The 17,854-nt window shown below is 62.6% G+C and carries 18 protein-coding genes; 11 read left to right on the forward strand and 7 right to left on the reverse strand.

From position 1 onward, the window contains the following. Positions 1 to 8 precede the first annotated feature (8 nt). The 3 genes from KTR60_RS12505 (at position 9) to KTR60_RS12515 (ending at position 3,558) form a co-directional block, all read left to right on the forward strand. Positions 9 to 1,505, forward strand: a complete 1,497-nt coding sequence (locus KTR60_RS12505; protein ID WP_003942680.1) for an MFS transporter — start codon at positions 9 to 11, stop codon at positions 1,503 to 1,505. 80 nt (positions 1,506 to 1,585) lie between these two features. Further along, positions 1,586 to 2,014 carry a CBS domain-containing protein gene (locus tag KTR60_RS12510; protein WP_007735005.1) on the forward strand — a complete coding sequence of 143 codons (429 nt, stop codon included), beginning with the start codon at positions 1,586 to 1,588 and terminating at the stop codon, positions 2,012 to 2,014. Positions 2,015 to 2,049: 35 nt separating this feature from the next. Beyond that, positions 2,050 to 3,558 (forward strand): protein adenylyltransferase SelO, encoded by a 1,509-nt coding sequence (locus KTR60_RS12515; RefSeq protein WP_047271358.1) that lies wholly within the window; start codon positions 2,050 to 2,052, stop codon positions 3,556 to 3,558. Positions 3,559 to 3,570: 12 nt separating this feature from the next. Here the strand turns inward: KTR60_RS12515 and yaaA are convergent, their stop codons facing one another. Beyond that, positions 3,571 to 4,314, reverse strand: a complete 744-nt coding sequence (yaaA, locus tag KTR60_RS12520) for a peroxide stress protein YaaA (protein WP_047271360.1) — start codon at positions 4,312 to 4,314, stop codon at positions 3,571 to 3,573. Positions 4,315 to 4,369: 55 nt separating this feature from the next. Here yaaA and KTR60_RS12525 point away from each other — a divergent pair, with 55 nt between their 5' ends. From KTR60_RS12525 to KTR60_RS12545, 5 genes are all read left to right on the forward strand, one after another. Next, positions 4,370 to 6,115 (forward strand): proline--tRNA ligase, encoded by a 1,746-nt coding sequence (locus tag KTR60_RS12525; protein ID WP_054188575.1) that lies wholly within the window; start codon positions 4,370 to 4,372, stop codon positions 6,113 to 6,115. A gap of 79 nt (positions 6,116 to 6,194) precedes the next feature. Next, entirely contained in the window at positions 6,195 to 6,866 is a 672-nt protein-coding gene (locus KTR60_RS12530; RefSeq protein WP_020969392.1) for an O-methyltransferase, read from the forward strand. A 22-nt stretch (positions 6,867 to 6,888) separates the two neighbouring features. Then, positions 6,889 to 7,548, forward strand: a complete 660-nt coding sequence (locus tag KTR60_RS12535) for a rhomboid-like protein (protein ID WP_007735016.1) — start codon at positions 6,889 to 6,891, stop codon at positions 7,546 to 7,548. A 58-nt stretch (positions 7,549 to 7,606) separates the two neighbouring features. Continuing rightward, positions 7,607 to 9,337 (forward strand): acyl-CoA dehydrogenase family protein, encoded by a 1,731-nt coding sequence (locus KTR60_RS12540; RefSeq protein WP_007735018.1) that lies wholly within the window; start codon positions 7,607 to 7,609, stop codon positions 9,335 to 9,337. Further along, on the forward strand, positions 9,334 to 10,113 hold the full coding sequence (locus KTR60_RS12545) for a nuclear transport factor 2 family protein (RefSeq protein WP_030535621.1): 780 nt from the start codon (positions 9,334 to 9,336) through the stop codon (positions 10,111 to 10,113). Before KTR60_RS12540 ends, KTR60_RS12545 begins: the two co-directional genes overlap by 4 nt. A gap of 75 nt (positions 10,114 to 10,188) precedes the next feature. Here the strand turns inward: KTR60_RS12545 and KTR60_RS12550 are convergent, their stop codons facing one another. Further along, positions 10,189 to 10,614: a pyridoxamine 5'-phosphate oxidase family protein gene (locus tag KTR60_RS12550; protein ID WP_003942732.1), complete on the reverse strand. Its 426-nt coding sequence runs from the start codon at positions 10,612 to 10,614 to the stop codon at positions 10,189 to 10,191. A gap of 159 nt (positions 10,615 to 10,773) precedes the next feature. Here KTR60_RS12550 and KTR60_RS12555 point away from each other — a divergent pair, with 159 nt between their 5' ends. After that, the gene (locus KTR60_RS12555) at positions 10,774 to 12,066 is read left to right on the forward strand and encodes an MFS transporter (protein ID WP_042450882.1); all 1,293 of its coding nucleotides are present in this window, start codon (positions 10,774 to 10,776) and stop codon (positions 12,064 to 12,066) included. 91 nt (positions 12,067 to 12,157) lie between these two features. Beyond that, on the forward strand, positions 12,158 to 13,114 hold the full coding sequence (locus KTR60_RS12560; protein ID WP_007735024.1) for a DMT family transporter: 957 nt from the start codon (positions 12,158 to 12,160) through the stop codon (positions 13,112 to 13,114). Here the strand turns inward: KTR60_RS12560 and KTR60_RS12565 are convergent. The 3 genes from KTR60_RS12565 to KTR60_RS12575 all read right to left on the reverse strand — a co-directional run bounded on the left by KTR60_RS12565 (position 13,076) and on the right by KTR60_RS12575 (position 15,132). Further along, positions 13,076 to 13,909: an SDR family NAD(P)-dependent oxidoreductase gene (locus KTR60_RS12565; protein ID WP_003942723.1), complete on the reverse strand. Its 834-nt coding sequence runs from the start codon at positions 13,907 to 13,909 to the stop codon at positions 13,076 to 13,078. The genes KTR60_RS12560 and KTR60_RS12565 overlap by 39 nt on opposite strands. Then, positions 13,906 to 14,403 carry a nuclear transport factor 2 family protein gene (locus tag KTR60_RS12570; protein WP_073512273.1) on the reverse strand — a complete coding sequence of 166 codons (498 nt, stop codon included), beginning with the start codon at positions 14,401 to 14,403 and terminating at the stop codon, positions 13,906 to 13,908. The genes KTR60_RS12565 and KTR60_RS12570 overlap by 4 nt, the downstream gene beginning before the upstream one ends. Positions 14,404 to 14,496: 93 nt before the next feature. Further along, positions 14,497 to 15,132 carry a TetR/AcrR family transcriptional regulator gene (locus KTR60_RS12575; RefSeq protein WP_003942694.1) on the reverse strand — a complete coding sequence of 212 codons (636 nt, stop codon included), beginning with the start codon at positions 15,130 to 15,132 and terminating at the stop codon, positions 14,497 to 14,499. Between the two features lie 83 nt (positions 15,133 to 15,215). Here KTR60_RS12575 and KTR60_RS12580 point away from each other — a divergent pair, with 83 nt between their 5' ends. Then, on the forward strand, positions 15,216 to 16,640 hold the full coding sequence (locus tag KTR60_RS12580) for an MFS transporter (RefSeq protein ID WP_073512272.1): 1,425 nt from the start codon (positions 15,216 to 15,218) through the stop codon (positions 16,638 to 16,640). Between the two features lie 51 nt (positions 16,641 to 16,691). Here KTR60_RS12580 and KTR60_RS12585 read toward each other — a convergent pair whose 3' ends face one another. Continuing rightward, positions 16,692 to 17,147 (reverse strand): ferritin-like domain-containing protein, encoded by a 456-nt coding sequence (locus KTR60_RS12585; RefSeq protein ID WP_080726667.1) that lies wholly within the window; start codon positions 17,145 to 17,147, stop codon positions 16,692 to 16,694. Next, positions 17,144 to 17,593, reverse strand: a complete 450-nt coding sequence (locus KTR60_RS12590; protein ID WP_058226296.1) for a hypothetical protein — start codon at positions 17,591 to 17,593, stop codon at positions 17,144 to 17,146. The genes KTR60_RS12585 and KTR60_RS12590 overlap by 4 nt, the downstream gene beginning before the upstream one ends. Positions 17,594 to 17,854 lie beyond the last annotated feature (261 nt).

The following is a 17,854-nucleotide window of genomic DNA, read 5'->3' on the forward strand; positions in this document are numbered from 1 at the left end:
GAAGTCTTGTGTCTGACTCCCCAACATCTGAAACCGCTTCGGCGAATGCCCCGGTAGCGACTCGAGTCATCGGGCTTGCCATCATCGTCCTGAGTGGTTTGCAGATGATGGTGGTGCTCGACGGTACTGTCGCGAACCTCGCTCTGGCGCCATTGCAGGCCGACCTCGGGCTGAGCGACAGCGGCCGCAACTGGGTGTTGACCTCCTACGCGCTTGCGTTTGGTGGGCTCATGCTCCTCGGTGGTCGGCTCGGCGACGCGTTCGGACGCAAGAAGATGTTCATCGCGGGAGTCTCGCTGTTCACGGTGGCGTCGTTGCTCTGTGGACTCGCCCTGAACGAGGGCATGTTGATCGCAGCGCGGGCGCTTCAAGGTGTCGGCGCAGCCGTGGCGTCGCCCACTGCCTTCGCCCTTGTTGCCACGACTTTCGCCGCGGGTCCGGCTCGTAATCAGGCCATCGCGATTTTTGCCGCCATGACGGGCGTCGGATCGATCGCCGGTCTGATCATCGGCGGCGCATTGACCGAGGTGTCGTGGCGTCTGATCTTCCTCATCAACGTCCCGATCGGCATCGCGCTCGTCGGCATGGCGTTCCGCGCCCTTCGCGAGACGAATCAGACGCGTCTGGCTTTGGATGTCCCCGGCGCGATCCTCGCGACCCTCGGTTGTACCGGTGTTGTTTTTGCTCTCACCGAAGGCCCGGAAATGGGATGGGGGAGCATCGCCGTCATCGGTGCATTGGCGGCCGGATTGGTCGCCCTCGCCGCCTTCCTCTTTGTCGAGCGAACTGCAGACAACCCGCTCTTGCCCTTCTCGTTGTTCGCCGATCGCAACCGTGTCGCGACGTTCCTCGCCATCTTTTTCGTCGGTGGCGCGATGTTCAGCATGACGGCCTTCGTCGCACTGTTCGTGCAGGACATCATGCAGTATTCGCCGTTGCGTGCCGGTATCGCGTTCATTCCGTTCGCGTTCGGATTGGGCGCCGCCGCGTCGGTTGCTTCCAAGCTCGCCGTGAAGGTTCAACCCCGCTGGCTGGTCCTCACCGGCGTCGTGATCATGATCGTCGGACTCCTCTACGGCTCTACTCTCGATTCCGACTCCACCTACCTGGCCAACTTGTTCGTGCCCGTGATCGGGATCGGATTCGGTATCGGCCTCGCGATGGTGCCCTTGCCACTGTGCGCGATCGCCGGTGTCCCGGAGACCGAGATCGGCCCGCTGACCGCAATCTCCCAAGTTGCCCAGACGCTCGGTGGACCATTGGCGCTGTCGGTGATCGGTGCAATGGCGACGTCCAAGACGCTCTCGCTCGGCGGCACTTCGGGCAAGGCAGCGGACATGAATCCGGCGCAATTGATCGCACTCGGAGAGGGGTACACCTTCGCACTTGTGGGCTGCGCGGTCTGCGCCGTGTTCGCCGGTATCGCGGCGCTGTGCATCAGGTTCACACCTTCTCAGGTAGCCCAGGCTCAGGCTGCGGAGAAGGCAGCTCAGGGAATCGCCTGATCAGTCCTGTTTTTCCGCTTCGCTAGCCGATACGATCGTTGCAGGACGTGCCGAGAGTCTCGACGGATCGGGGTGCCGTGATGCGGATCGCGGACATATTGCGAAACAAGGGCAACAGCATCGTCACGATCGACGCCCACACGACGGTCAACGGGCTGCTGTGCGATCTTGCCCGCCACAACATCGGAGCCATGGTGGTGGTCGACGACGACGCGGTGGTCGGCATCATCTCCGAACGCGATGTCGTTCGACGCCTGCACGAGCGTGGCCCGGACCTTCTCGGGATCCAGGTTTCCGAGGTCATGACCGCTCTGATGTACACGTGTGTTCCGGCAGACGCAGTGGACAGCATTGCCGCGATCATGACCGAGCGTCGAATCCGGCATCTGCCGGTGATCGAGGACGGCAACCTCCTCGGCATCGTCAGTATCGGCGACGTGGTGAAGAGCCGCATCGACGAGCTCAAGAGCGAACGCGATCAGCTCGAGTCGTACATCGATCAGGGCTGATCGATAGGTTGTCGCACGGTGACTACTCTCGTGTGATGGCCGCATTCCAGGAATCCACAGCAGACACGGTCACCATCGTGGCCTGCCTCGAGAGCACGTTCGCCGACGAACTCGGCGCTCTGACGGTGCCGTGGCAAGGTGCTGCCGCCCCTGACCCGCAGTTGCTCGTGGTGAACGAGCAGCTGGCTGCGTCGTTGAGATTGGACGTAGCAGCGCTGCGAAGTGTGGACGGGATCGGCGTCCTGTCCGGGTCGACGGTGCCGGTCGGGGCCACACCGGTGGCGATGGCGTATGCGGGTCATCAGTTCGGTGGGTACGCACCGATTCTCGGGGACGGTCGGGCGTTGTTACTCGGCGAACTCGTCAGCAGTGCCGGGCAGCGAGTGGACTTGCATCTGAAAGGCTCCGGGCGCACACCGTTCTCTCGGGGCGGCGACGGGTATGCGGTCGTAGGGCCGATGCTGCGCGAATATCTCGTCAGCGAGGCGATGAACGCCCTCGGTGTCCCCACTACACGCGCGCTGTCGGTGGTGGCGACGGGCCGAGACGTTCGCCGCAACGGCGCAGAACCCGGTGCCGTGCTTGCACGGATCGCGTCGAGTCACCTACGCGTTGGGACCTTCGAGTTCGCGGCCCGGCAGGGCGAGGTCTTGCAGCCGCTCACCGACTACGCGATCGCCCGGCACTACCCGGAGCTGACCGAACTTCCGTCAACGGGTACACACAATCGCTATCTGAGGTTCCTCGAGGCGGTCGTCGAGGCGCAGGCGTCACTGGTGGCGAGGTGGATGCTCATCGGTTTCGTGCACGGGGTCATGAACACCGACAACACGACAATTTCGGGAGAGACCATCGATTACGGTCCGTGCGCCTTCCTCGACGCATTCGATCCGGCGGCAGTGTTCAGCTCGATCGACCACGGGGGCCGCTATGCGTTCGGCAATCAGCCCGCTGTACTGAAGTGGAATCTGGCGCGCTTGGCAGAAACACTGTTGCCGCTGATCGATTCCGCACCCGACAATGCGATTTCCGCGGCGTCGGCAGTTCTCGAGACCTTCGACGAGCGCTACGAGGGACACTATGCGGCCGGTCTCGCGGCAAAGATCGGTCTGGCCCAGCCGTTTGTCGATCGGGCGCTCGTCGACGATCTGCTGACGTTGTTGGCGGAACACGGAGCTGATTGGACAGGCAGTTTCCGCGCACTCGCGGACGAATTGCGCGGAAATTCGGCGCCTCTCGACCAACTCGTGCCACGGGAGCACATCGCGCCCTGGTTGCAGCGGTGGCAGGGAGCCCTGACCGAAAACGGACAAGGGGCCGCGGAGACCGCGAGCGCGATGGATCGCGTCAACCCGCTGTACATTCCGCGTAATCATCGGCTCGACGCTGCCCTGCGCGCCGCGACCGACGGCGACCTCGCTCCATTCGAGAAGCTGCTGGAGGTTGTCACGCATCCATTCGACCGACGCGACGAGTGGGCTGACTACACCGAGGCGGCTCCGCGGTCTTTCAGCGAGACGTTCCAAACCTTCTGCGGCACTTGACAGACGAAGCCATCAATCCGTCAGGATGATCAGTTCACGCTCCGACGCGATTTCCACCCGCAGGCCGGCCTTCGACGCCACCCGCGCGACACCCTTGATATCGGTCGGTTCGGCGCGCGAGACCACCAGCGCACGGGCGAGCAGACCCTTGTGGTGCTTGTTGAAGTGACTGACCACCGTCCGGGTGCCGTCCGGCTTCTCGGTGAGGACCGTTGCAATCAAGGCGTCCGGAACGGGACCGAGGTCTTGGTACGTACCCGATCGCAGATCGACGACCAGCCCGTCGGCTTCGGCAGCCAACGCCTTCGGCAGTTCCGGCTTCCACAGGGAGCGGAGCGTGCCCATTCCGGGCAGCTTGGACCCGCCGGAAAGGCGGTAGGCGGGGATCAGATCTCCTGCGCGGACAGCACCGAACAGAGCGGAACCAATGGCGATCCGATCGAGCGCCTTCGCCTTCTGGGCGCGGGTGAACGACTTTGCGTCGAGGGCGTCGAAGAGCACGCCGGTGTAGCGCTGCAGTGCGGGCCGCGTCGCGGACACCCACAGCTTGGCGTTGCGTTCCACTTCGTCTGCTTGCGTCGGACCGAGCCCGAGCGCTTCGCACGACGCCTCGACGTCAGCGGCCAGATCGACCAGCGTCTGAACCAGCAATTCGCGCGTTTCGGTCAACTGTGGCATCGACAGTTCGGCCAGATCGAGGGGCGCATCCTTGCCGCCGTCGGACTTGGTTTCTGAGGGAGGCAGCAGTACAAGCACGCTGTAACCGTACCGAGGCCCGCTCGGCCGACTGCGGCGACTATCCTTACACCTCGTGATTACCCGTCTGTCCCACCTGTTCCTGCGTACCCTGCGTGACGATCCCTCGGACGCCGAAGTTGCCAGCCACAAACTGCTGGTTCGTGCCGGCTACGTGCGTCGTATCGCTCCAGGCGTCTACTCGTGGTTGCCGCTGGGATTGCGGGTGCTGCGCGAGGTTGAGCGTGTTGTCCGCGAAGAAATGAATGCCATTGGCGGCCAGGAAATCCTGCTGCCTGCGCTGCTCCCGCGCGATCCCTACGAAGCGTCGAACCGCTGGACCGAGTACGGCCCCAACCTGTTCCGCCTCAAGGACCGCAAGGGCAACGACTACATGCTCGGCCCGACCCACGAGGAGCTCTTTGCTCTGACGGTCAAGGGTGAGTACAACTCCTACAAGGACTTCCCGGTCACCCTGTACCAGGTGCAGACCAAGTACCGCGACGAAGAGCGTCCGCGTGCCGGCATTCTGCGTGGCCGCGAGTTCCTCATGAAGGATTCCTACTCCTTCGACCTGACCGACGAAGGCCTGACGGAGTCGTACCAGGCGCATCGCGGTGCCTACGAGAAGATCTTCACGCGTCTGGGCGTCAAGTACGTCATCGTCTCGGCCACCTCCGGTGCGATGGGCGGCAGCGCGTCCGAGGAGTTCCTTGCCGAGAGCGAGATCGGCGAAGACACCTACGTGCGCTGCCTCGAATCCGGCTACGCCGCCAACGTCGAGGCCGTCAAGACTGTTGTTCCCGACTCGATTCCGTTTGACGGGCTGCCCGAAGCCAAGGTGTACGACACCGCGAACACACCCACCATCGACACCCTGGTGGACTGGGCGAACGGCGCTGATCTCGGCCGTACCGTCACCGCCGCCGACACACTCAAGAACATCATGGTCAAGACCCGCCTGCCCGGCGGCGAGTGGGAACTGCTCGGTATCGGCATCCCCGGCGACCGTGAGGTCGACGAAAAGCGCCTCGAAGCTTCGCTCGAGCCGGCCGAGTTCGTGATGATCACCGAGACCGACTTCAAGAACAACCCGTTCCTGGCCAAGGGTTACATCGGCCCGAAGGCTCTGCAGGCCAACGGCGTTCGCTACCTTGTCGATCCGCGCGTCGTCGACGGCACCAGCTGGATTACCGGCGCCGACGAAGACGGCAAGCACGTGGTCGGCCTCGTTGCCGGTCGCGACTTCACCCCTGACGGAACCATCGAAGCCGCCGAGGTTCGTGACGGCGACGCCTCTCCCGATGGAGCCGGCACGCTGGTCTCGGCTCGCGGTATCGAGATCGGGCACGTCTTCCAGCTCGGCCGCAAGTACACCGACGTCTTCACCGTCGACGTCCTCGCCGAGAACGGCAAGCCCGTCCGCCCGACCATGGGTTCGTACGGCGTCGGCGTCTCGCGTCTGGTGGCCGTCATTGCCGAGCAGCATCACGACGAAAAGGGCCTGCGCTGGCCTGCCGAGGTTTCACCGGCCGACGTCTACCTCGTCATCGCGAATAAGGACGAGACCGCGCGCGAAGGCGCCGAAGGCCTCGCCGCGCAACTCGACCGTGCCGGACTCGAAGTAATCCTCGACGACCGCAAGGCATCGCCGGGCGTGAAGTTCAAGGACTCCGAGCTGATCGGCGTTCCGCTGATCGTTGTCGTCGGCCGTGGTTGGGCCGACGGCAAGGTCGAAATTCGCGACCGCTTCACTGGCGAGAGCCGTGAGATCGACGCCGACTCGGCGATCGAGGAGATCATCAGCGCAGTTCGCGGCTGATTCGAATAGTCGTCTGGGCCGCCGCAGCCACCTTCCGAGGTGTCTGCGGCGGCCCTTCTTTTCTGCCACAATCGTGGCTATGGAACGCGAACCGGATTGGGCAGAAGTCGACGGTTACCTTGTCTCCACGTTGGTAGGTGAAGATCCGGTTCTCGACGCGGCACTCGCCGCCAACTCCGAGGCCGGTCTCCCGCCCATCGACGTGGCGCCGAACCAGGGCAAGCTCCTCAATCTTCTGGCGCGAATGTGCCTGGCGCGCAATGTTCTCGAGATCGGAACGCTCGGCGGATACAGCACGATCTGGCTCGCTCGCGCGGTCGGCCCCTCGGGCCAGGTCATCACGCTGGAATTCGATCCCACCCATGCGGATGTCGCTCGGGCGAATATCGAGCGCGCCGGCTTGGCTGACCGTGTCGACGTCCGCGTCGGGGCGGCGCTCGACAGCCTCCCGTCGATCGCGAAGGAAGAGTTGGGACCTTTCGACTTGGTCTTCATCGACGCCGACAAGGAGAACAACACCGAGTACGTGCGGTGGGCGTTGGCCCTTTCGCATCCCGGAACCGTCATCATCGTGGACAACGTGGTGCGTGGGGGACACGTGTCCAACCCGGATATCGACGACGAGCGCGTCAAAGCGAGTCGAGCGGTGTTGGAGATGATCGCGGCCGAGCCGAAACTCGACGGCACCGCCATTCAAACCGTGGGTTCGAAGGGATGGGACGGGTTTGCCGTTGCAGTAGTGAACGAGTGAGCGCAGACTCGAAGCGGTGAGGATGCTGGGGGCAGCAAAGGCGGCATGGCGATGGGTGCGCAGTGCTCCCGGTACCTACGTCTGGTTGCTGGCCCTGCTGTTCACCACACTGTTCCTGCGGCATCTGCCTGACAATGTCGAGGAGCGTTTTCTCGGCAAGCGCTCGACCAATCTGCATCACCTGGCCGAAGACCCGCTACGAGTCCTGTTCTCGAGTGCCTTCTGGCTCGAAGGTGGCGGTTGGTTGGGATACCTGGTTCTCTTCACCATCTTTCATGCAACGGCTGAGCGTTGGCTCGGGACGTGGCGGTGGTTGTGTGTTGTCGTCATTGCCCACGTCGGAGCCACGTACATCAGCGAAGGTGTTCTGTACGAAGGTATTCGGCACGGATACGTGGCGGAGTCGGCGGTCAACACTCTCGACGTGGGAGTGAGCTACGGTCTGGCCGGCATCATGGGGATTCTGGTGTACCGCATCGTCGATCCGTGGCGATACATCTATCTCGCGGGGTTGCTGCTCTTCTATGGTGTACCTCTGATTTTCGCCACCAATTTCACCGCCATCGGCCACATGTCTGCGTTGTTGCTCGGGTTGGCGTGCTACCCGATCACGCGCGCTCGGGCCGGCACGTGGAATCCGATGGACCTGTGGCATTCGCGAAGAATCGCAGGTCTTCCATGAATCGCACCGCGGAAAGTTACCCGCTGGTAGTTTAGCGTCATCGACGAAAGGTAATGACGTGTCTGGCACCGATGGATTGCTCTTCAACCCCCATACTTACGACCCAGCTCAGTTCGATCCGGAGACCCGCCGTTTGCTGCGAGCCACCATCGAATGGTTCGAGAGCCGCGGCAAGAAGCAACTTCTTCAGGACGACCTCGACGCCGTGTGGGTCTCCGACTTTCTCGAATTTGTCGGCAAGGAGAAGTTGTTCGCGACGTTCCAGACTCCGGCGGCATTCGCCGACGGTGACGAGAACCGTCGTTGGGACGGTGCCCGCAACGCAGCTCTGAGCGAGATCTTCGGTTTCTACGGGCTGGCGTACTGGTACGCGTGGCAGGTCACGATCCTCGGACTCGGACCGATCTGGATGAGTGACAACGACGCTGCGAAGAAGCGTGCAGCGCAGGAACTTGCCGACGGTGGTGTCATGGCGTTCGGGCTGTCCGAGCGCGACCACGGCGCCGACGTGTACTCCACCGACATGCTCCTCACTCCCACCGACGGCGACGTCGCCTTCCGCGCGAGCGGCGAGAAGTACTACATCGGAAACGGCAACGTAGCCGGAATGGTGTCTGTGTTCGGGCGTCGTACCGACGTCGAGGGCCCCGAAGGCTACGTGTTCTTTGTCGCCGACAGTGCACATCCGAACTATCAGCTCGTGGACAACGTCCTGCGCGGGCAGATGTATGTCAGCAATTTCCGCCTCGACGATTACCCGGTGCGCGAGGAAGACATTCTGCACACCGGCGTCGCCGCATTCGAGGCCGCGCTCAACACGGTCAACGTCGGAAAGTTCAACCTCTGCACCGGCTCCATCGGCATCACCGAGCATGCGTTCTTCGAGGCAATCACTCACGCGCAGAATCGAATTCTGTACGGCAATCCCGTCACGGATTTCGCCCACGTTCGCGCCGCCTTCGTCGACGCGTACTCACGTCTGATCGCGATGAAGCAGTTCAGTGCGCGGGCGGTCGACTACTTCCGCAGCGCCAGCCTCGAGGACCGTCGCTACCTGCTGTTCAATCCCATGACCAAGGCCAAGGTCACCTCCGAAGGTGAGAAGGTGGTCGGGTTGCTGCACGATGTGATCGCAGCCAAGGGATACGAGAAGTCAACGTACTTCCGCGAGGCAGCGCAGATGATCGGCACGCTGCCCAAGCTCGAGGGCACCGTCCACGTCAACGTCGGCCTGATTCTCAAGTTCTTGCCGAACTATCTGTTCAACTCGGCGCAGTTCCCGGAGATCGTCACGCGCGACGACGCCGCCGACGACGAGTTCTTCTGGAACCAGGGGCCTACCCGCGGCGCTGCGAAGATTCAGTTCCACGAGTGGAAGCCCGTCTACGAGAAGCACTCTTCGATTCCGAACGTCGCCCGTTTTTACGAGCAGGCGATCGCGCTCACCGAATTGCTCACTGCTGCAGCGCCGGACGCGCAGCAGCAGAAGGATCTCGATTTCATGCTCAACGTCGGGCACCTGTTCTCTCTCGTCGTCTACGGTCATCTGATTCTCGAACAGGCCGAGATCAGCGGGCTCGACGCCGACGTTGTCGATCAGATCTTCGACTTCCAGATTCGTGACTTCTCGGGATACGCGATCGCGCTGCATGGAAAGCCGTCGTCGACACCCGAGCAGCAGAAGTGGGCCCTGGCCGCGGTGCGGAAGCCTGTTGTCGACAGTGAACGCTTCGACCGGGTGTGGCAGCAGGTCAAGGCGTACGACGGTGCATACGAGATGCGCGCATGACCGCGCCGGTTACGCGCGAGCAGTTGATGGCCGTCGTGGAGGGATCCCCGAAAGCCGTCGGCGCGCATGACCGCTCGACCTGGGTGGCCCTGTTTGCCGGCGACGGACAGGTCAACGACCCTGTAGGTTCACGTCCGCACAACGGTCAGGCGGCGATCGAGAGTTTCTACGACACGTTCATCGCCCCCAATTCGATCACCTTCCATGTCGAGCGCGACATCGTGTGCGGCCGGACGGTGTGGCGCGATCTGAGCCTCGCTACCGAGATGTCGACCGGAGTCGTTCTCGACGTTCCGATGCACTTGCGCTACGACTTGGTGGGGGAGCCCGATTCCTTGCGGATCGGAACCCTCTATGCGCATTGGGAATTGGCGACGATGTTGAGCCAGCTCGCGACTGCTGGTGTGGCGGGGGTGAAGGCGGCCGCGAAGTTGACGCCGCAGTTGCTCTCGAACCAGGGGATCGGCGGGGCGCTCGGGTTCTCGCGCGGCATCTTCGGCGTCGGAGACAAAGGCAAGAAGGCAGCGTCGCGGTTCCTCGATGCGGCCGCTGTCGGCCGAACGCCGCCGGTACCCGTCGAGCTTCCGGCGGGGACGCAGTTGTCCAACGCTGATGTCAACGCTCTGCTCACCGGCGTGACGAAGAGCAAGATGCTGGTTGCCGGTCGCACCGTGACGGCGAGCGTCATCGTGTGCGGGGAACCGGCCATCGCATTGTTCGGCTTCGAGGCGAGCGGTCATCGACTCAATCGGGTGCGTTTCTTCACCGAGAGCTGACATAGAGCCCTCCACATGCAGGTCAGGCTCGGCGCGCCACTCCGGCGCGCCGAGCCTTCGCTTTTCTGAGAATTGTCAGATCGCCCCGAGATCCGCAGACAGCCAGTGCTGCGGATTCATGTAGATCGCTACCTGTTCGCCCAACTGCGATCGCGCGAATTCGAGATACCCGTCGACCTTGTCCGGAGCCAGGTAACGCCGCGAGACTTCGACCAGCATCTCGTCGGTGCCCGGAACGATCTTGTCGACGGATCCGCTGACGCTGACGTAACGGATTGTCGGATCGAGCCTTTCGGCCATCAACGAGAAATGCCCGGCCGACTCGATGAGTCGTGCCTTTCGCGAATCCTTGCCCGTGAGGATCCATGGTTTGCCACCGGGTGAGTACAGGTACCAGATCGGGACGGTCAACGGACCGCGCTCGGTGCCGTCCGCCACGGACAGCGCCCCGATGTGGGGTTCGGCCAGGAACTGTTCACGCTCATTTTCGGAGAGTGCCATTCCTCGAGATTACCGCGACGTTTGACATGGCGTTGTGACTCCGTACACAATCGATGTGCTCATTATGAACAGGCGTTCGCAATGCGAACACGTTTCGATCCGAACTACTGGATCCCAACCGGTCGCGAACGCCCACAAGCAGTGAATGTCGAGGATCCGATGACCGCACATACGCAGTCGAGTTCAATCACCGGTTCGCCTGGGGCGCGTGCCGCAATGTGGGTAGCACCGTTGTGTTGGATCGCTGTGCTTCTGGACGGATTCGACCTGGTCGTACTCGGCGCGGTCATTCCTTCGCTTCTCGACTACGACGCGTGGGGTTTGAGTACCGGCACGATTACGATGATCTCGACCTTCGGGCTCATCGGCATGACCATCGGCGCCCTCGTCATCGGCACTCTCACTGACGTCATCGGTCGACGCCGCGCGCTGCTGTACGCCGTTGCCGCATTCTCGATTCTGACTCTGTTGTGCGCAATTGCGCCCAATCCGTTCATCTTCGGGCTGCTGCGCTTCCTTGCCGGTGTGGGGCTGGGTGGCGCCCTACCGACGGCATTGGCTCTGGTCAACGAATTCTCGAAGAAACAAGGCGGTGGATCTGCGTCGACCATGCTGATGACCGGCTACCACGTCGGCGCCGTTGCCACCGCAGCGCTGGCGCTCGTCGTGATCGAACCTTTCGGTTGGCGAGCGATGTTCGTTGTGGGCGCACTTCCTGCCGTCGCCCTGATTCCACTCATGTTGCGGTATCTGCCGGAATCCCCGTCGTACCTTCTCGCTCACGGAAAGCGTGCCGAAGCCGAGGAAATCGCTGCCCGTTACGGAGTCGAACTCGAGATTGCGCCCACGTCCGAAGTTGAGCGCGCCGAAGCCGCCAATCCCGTTCGCGCACTGTTCTCTTCGAAGTTCTTGCGCAACAGCATCGCCATCTGGATCACCAGTTTCATGGGCTTGCTGCTCGTCTACGGATTGAACACATGGCTTCCGACGATCATGCGTGAGGCCGGTTACAACCTCGGGGCGTCGTTGACGTTCCTTCTGATCCTCAATGCCGGCGCCGTCGTCGGGCTGTTGATCGCCGGGGGCGTCGCGAACAAGATCGGCCCGCGGACTGCAGCCATCGTGTGGTTCGCCGGAGCTGCACTGTTCCTGGCGCTTCTGAGTGTGAAGGTGTCGTTCGGAATCTACGTGATGGTCTTCCTCGCCGGATGCTTCGTATTCAGCGCGCAGGTACTGGTCTACGCCTTCACGAGCGCCAATCACCCACCTCAGATTCGCGCGACCGCGCTCGGATGGTCGGCAGGTGTCGGCCGGGTCGGTGCGATCTGTGGCCCGATCCTGGGCGGAGTCCTCCTGGGTGCGGGTTACGCCGTGCCGTGGGGCTTCTACGCTTTCGCGCTCGTCGGACTGCTCGGAGCAATTTCTATCTCCTGCACACGGGTGCGCACCTGAAATACCAGTTTCGCTGGTTGGCGTGCTACTGCTATCGTAAAACATGAGTATGAAGAGTAGCGCTATCGTCGCGCCGCAGGAACCGCTACCGATGCCATCGTCTCGATCCGGTTTGTGGTGGGGCTTGCTCGGTGTGCTGGCGTTCTCGTTCACCGTTCCGCTCACGAGGGTCGCCGTCGCGGATCTCGACCCCCTGTTCGTCGGTGCGGGCCGCGCCGTCGTTGCCGGGGCCCTTGCGATTGTGATGCTGTCGGTTACTCGCGCGACGCTTCCGACGCTTCGGCAGTGGTTGCGCATCGCACTCGTGACTGTTGGTGCGGTACTGGGGTTTTCACTGTTCACCACGTTTGCGTTGCAGACATCGCCGGCGAGTCACGCGGCAGTCGTGATCGGGCTACTTCCCGCTGCGACCGCGGTATTTGCGGTCGTCCGAGGAAAAGAGCGTCCCAGTAAGGGATTCTGGTGGGCAAGCGCCGCCGGCGCGGTATCGGTCGTAGGGTTCGTGGCGATTGCAAACGGCGGACTCGGCTCGTTTCATCTCGCTGATCTTCTTCTGTTCGCCGCGGTGGTGTGTGCAGCGCTGGCATATTCGGAAGGTGCGTTGCTGGCCCGCGAGATCGGGTCGTGGCAGACGATTGCCTGGGCATTGATTCTCGGACTGCCGGTCACGATTGCGTTGACGGTGGCGTCCATGGCCCAGGCCCCGGTCTCTGCCGATGTGAATTCGTGGCTTTCGTTTGCCTACCTGGGATGCGTGAGTATGTTTCTCGGGTTCTTTCCTTGGTACCGGGGTCTGGCGATCGGTCCCATTTCCACTGTGAGCCAAACACAGTTGGTTCAACCGGTGCTCAGCATTGCCTGGTCGGCGCTGATACTCGGTGAGACGTTGTCACCCTCGATCGTGGCCGGCGGTGTCGTCGTCATCGGGTGTGCCTGGCTTGCCCTGAAGGCGCGAGTGGCAGCGCCGCGTGCTGTGCCGGCACGCGACGCGACCACTGCTACTGATGAATCAGAAAAGCGGGCCGCCACCGAAGGCACTGCGGTGTGACGCCGGTTGTTTCCCGTTGGCGTCGGTGATTCCGTACTCGACGGCCGTCTCGGCGGTGATCAGTGTGTGACCGCTGCGCGCGTTCACTTCTGGATCGTTGGCCAATGCAGTGATGACTTGGCCGACGAATTCCGGGGTTTCGGCCTCGGCCAGTGAGAAGCCTTCGAAGCTCTCGATCCCACTCGCCTCCATCCGCTCGTTGCGGATCAACCCGAGCCAGAAGGAAAGTGCGGTGACGCCGGTCCCCTTCAATTCGACAGCCATGTCCGCGGCCATCTTGTCCAAACCTGCCTTCGACATCCCGTACAGCACAGAGTGCAGGTACCCGCGGGTGCCGAACGACGAGATGTTGCCGATCACTCCACTGCCCCGGGGAACCATCAACTTCGCCGCTTCCACCGAAGCAACGTAGTGGGCGCGCAGTCCGATTCCGATCAGCGAATCCCAATCGTCGATCGGCCTCTTCCAGAACGGATCGGCGAAGCCTGCATAACCCGCCGGGTTTGCCCAGACGTTGTTGACCAGAAGATCGAGGCGGCCTGACTGTTCCTCGGCGATGCGTGCAAACAGGTCGACGATCTGTTGATCGTCGGCGTGATCGCACTGCACGGCAATGCCGTGACCACCGCGCTCGGTGATCTCGGCTGCGGTGCGATCGAGTGGGCCGTCGTCGCCGACGGTTCCTCGGGCCGTCACGTACACCGTCCATCCGTCGCTTCCCAGCGCGAGGGCAATGCCCTTGCCGACGCTCCGGCTGGCACCGGTTACGAGCGCAACTTTTCCGTTCGTCGTCATCGCGGCCCACCCAACGAACCCTCGACGATGTCAGCGTCCGGGGAAAGGGGAGTGGTGATCGACCACGTCTCCGTGAAATGGCATTGACTCATTTTCCACATACCGTCCTCGATCACGTACTTGTCGTCGTATTCGCCGGTCATCAACTTCTCGGTGCGCCCGACGGTGTCGATCTGGCGGAACTGCAGAGCCCATCGTCCCACCGCCGACGTCTCCGAGGTCAGTGTGATGTCGGGATGCAATCCGTGATGCATGTCGAGGACCGCGTACCGGCCGTCGACCTTGCGAAGAGCGATCTTCTCGAAGATGTCCGCCATCGGCCCCGCGTCGTCGAAGGCGCCGAGGCGGCCGTAGTCGATCGACGCTCCGGAACGGATGAAGCTGTTGCGGAACCCAACTGGATCCTTGGCATCACATGCTCGCCAGTAGCCGTGCTTGAGCTTCTTGATTTCCTCGATCTGTTCGAGCGCGTCGAGGCGTTGTGCGAGATCCAACGTCGGTCCTTTTCGTCTGGGTTTCCCGGAGACATGTCGGATCGACTGTAGGGTGTCCTCAGTCACATGTGTGTAGTTTTTCCCAGTGACCGGTCAGGAATCGGTGTCGGTTTCGCTCGAGGATTCGTCGCCGGTGAGCGTGATCGCAGTCGAGTCGCTGAAGACGCTGCCCCAGAGCTCGCCGAGGGCTGGATCTTCTTCGGCGTGTTCGGGCGCCATCATTGCGAGCAGATTGTTGATCAGCATCCCGTTCGCGATGAACAAACGCGCTTGCTCGGGTGTGCAACCGGTGCGCTCGCGCAGCAAGGTGTAGATGCCGGACATGGCGTTCCGGGAGACGGCGGCGACATCATCGGTGCTGGTGGCGAAGCCGTGCAACATGACAAGCAGTAGATCTCGGTCGAGAACCAGCTCGCCGTAGGCGGATCCGAGTTCGGCCCAGAACTGCGGATTGCTCGGATCGATCGTGACCGTATCCAATTTGTCGTTGAAGGTGCGGACGATTTCGTCGAGCGCGCGCGTGAACACTGCGTGGAACAAATCTGCCTTGGTTCCGAACATACGCACGACGTAGGGCTGCGAGACACCGGCTTCCTTGGCGACGGCGTCCGTACTGGTCCCCGAGTATCCACCCTTTGCGAAAGCTCGCGTTGCCGCGGCAAGGACCAACGCGCGACGTTCCGGTGCGCTCATCCTGCGGGTACGTGGTTCAGCTGCACCGATCGACATGTTGACACGTTATCACCGGATAGCTTAGTTTCGACCTAAGTAATCATTCGATGCCTTAAGGCACCTTCACTCGAGGAATCACGATGACCGTTTTGACGAAGTCCGGATCGGACGCCGCATCCGGGTCGGAAAGCAGTGGAGGACGTAAGGTTCCGATCGCGATAGCGATGGTTGCTGCCTCTCTGCCCATGTTCATGGCCACCCTCGACAACCTCGTGATGACGAGCGCGCTGCCGGTGATCGAGAAGGAGCTGAATGCGTCCGTCGGGCAACTTCAGTGGTTCATGAATGCGTACACGCTCTGCTTTGCGACGCTGATGCTTTCGGCGACGACGCTCGGCGATCGGTGGGGGCGCCGCAAGATGTTCGTGTTCGGGATCGGGCTGTTCACGGCGGCGTCGATTGCTTCGGCGTTGTCGACGACACCAAGCCTGCTCATCGCGGCCCGAGCCTTTCAGGGCGCCGGCGCTGCCGCGATCATGCCGCTCTCACTCACTCTCCTCGTGGCAGCGGTACCGGAAGCCAAGCGTGCCATGGCAATCGGCGTGTGGGGTGGCGTCTCCGGCCTGGGGATCGCGATGGGTCCCGTGGTCGGTGGAGCGGTAGTCGACGGGTTCTCGTGGCAGGGGATCTTCTGGATCAACGTGCCGGTTGCGATCGTCGCTGTTCCTCTCGCGTTGTATGCGTTGCGTGAATCGACCGGTCGCACACAGCCTCTCGACCTTCCCGGTGTCGCACTCGCCGGACTCGGTGTGTTCCTGGCGGTGTGGGGGATCGTTCACGGCAACGACGAGGGCTGGGGATCGCTTGGAGTAGTTGCGTCGTTGGTCGGTTCCGCAGTCGCGTTGGCACTGTTCGTTTTTCGCGAGATGAAGACCTCGCATCCGGTCATGCCCCTACGTCTGTTCCGCTCACGCAGCTTCTCGATGGCGAACGTCATCGGCTTGACCTTCTCGATCGGAATCTTCGGGGCGGTGTTCCTGCTCTCGCAGTACCTCCAGATCGTGATGGGCTACAGCCCGTTCCAAGCAGGCCTGCGGACGCTTCCGTGGACGGCAGCGCCGATGATCTTCGCGCCTCTCGCCGGTTTTCTGGCGCCGAAGGTCGGGCTCCGTTCGCTTCTGCTGACCGGTCTGTTGCTCCAGGCCGGAGCATTGTTCTGGTTGGCAGCGTTGATCGGTCCCGACGTGACGTACGGGTCGCTGGTTCCGGCTCTACTGATGGCGGGAATCGGTATGGGCCTGACCTTCGCGCCGAGCTCGACGGCGGTACTCGTCGACATGGACGAGCCTGATCACGGAACGGCCAGTTCGACCAACTCGACGCTTCGTGAGATCGGTGTTGCACTGGGAATCGCGGTTCTCACTGCAGTTTTCCTTGCCGCCGGCGGTGCCCTCACGCCCCTCGGTTACGGAGATGCGCTGACACCTGCACTGCGCGTCGGCGGTTGCTTCGTGTTGGTGGCCGTGGTCGCGGCGTGGTTCGTGCCCTCGCATCGCAAGAGCTGAGCCGCTGTGCGCCTTTATTAACCGCCGGCGGTTAATAAAGGCGCACAGCAGTTACGAAGCCGGGTCCCCCGGGAACGCTGAGGTGGCCGGAGCGGTTCCCAGCGCGGACCGCCATCCGGCGCCGCGGATTGCCGCATCGGTCAGGCCGTCGATTCCGAACGTGCGGAGTTGGTCGGTGTCGACCTGTTCGACGAATGCCCTGTAGGTCACGGCGGTGTCGGATTCGATCTGTGCTGCCAGCTGTGCCGCGGTAACGGCGTCCGTCACCGGAAACGGGATCTCGTACGCTGCCGCGGCTGTCGGCGGGGTCACGCCCGCGTCGGTCGACAGGGCAACCAGCGCATCACGTCGTGCGCGGTGCGCTGCTGTGTGCGTGGCAACCTCGTTGACACGGGCAGGATTCGAAAACGCGGCAACCACTCCGTAAGCGAAGATCGCGGCATTCTCTGATTCGATTGCGGTCAGCAAGGCAGAACTCTCGGATCGACGGGTGTGCGAAGTGATCACGGAAGCAACACCGCAACCTGAGTCGAGCACGACGCGCTGATCGAACCGAGCAGGCCCGCGCGATAGCCGGACATCGTCCGAGCGAGATCCGCGGCACTGCGCGCCGAATCGGCCAGCGAGGTACTCAAGGTTTCGACGCCCGTAGGAGCGTTTGCGACCGAGGTCGACGGGGGCGCTGTGGTCGTAGCGGCGCCGCTGCCCGCTGCTCGCGCAATCTCGGCGTCGAGTTCGATTGCATGCGCTGTGCGTTCGGCGCTGATCGTGGTCAGTGATGCCGACTTGTCCGGTGCGAGTGCGATGGCGGCGGTTGCGGCTGCCGCGTCGGAGCGGGCTCGATCGGCCTGGGCCGTCAGCTGGTCGACTTCTGCAGCCGCCTCCGCTGTGCCGTTGTCGGTGCAGGCGGACAACGAGAAGGCAGCAGCGCCCAACGCTGCTGTTCCCGTCATCTTGAGCGCACTCCGCCGGGAGAGTGGGGTAGTAGTCATGGGCGTCAGCACCAGTCCATCGTGCCAGGTGGTCGGCCGATCGTTCGAATCCGCGGCACGTGTTCAAGTGTGACGTGCGTCGGGCACTCTGGTCACGGAGACGCGCAATGGGCGGTACTCTTGGATGCTTGCAGCATGTGGCACCTGGTGTCTTTTCATGCTCGCAGCCGCCCACGTCGACAGTCGACACAAGTCGGACAATCGACGACAACTGAAATGAGG

The sequence above is a fragment of the Rhodococcus sp. C1 genome, assembly GCF_020809065.1.
GTDB lineage: Bacteria > Actinomycetota > Actinomycetes > Mycobacteriales > Mycobacteriaceae > Rhodococcus_F > Rhodococcus_F qingshengii.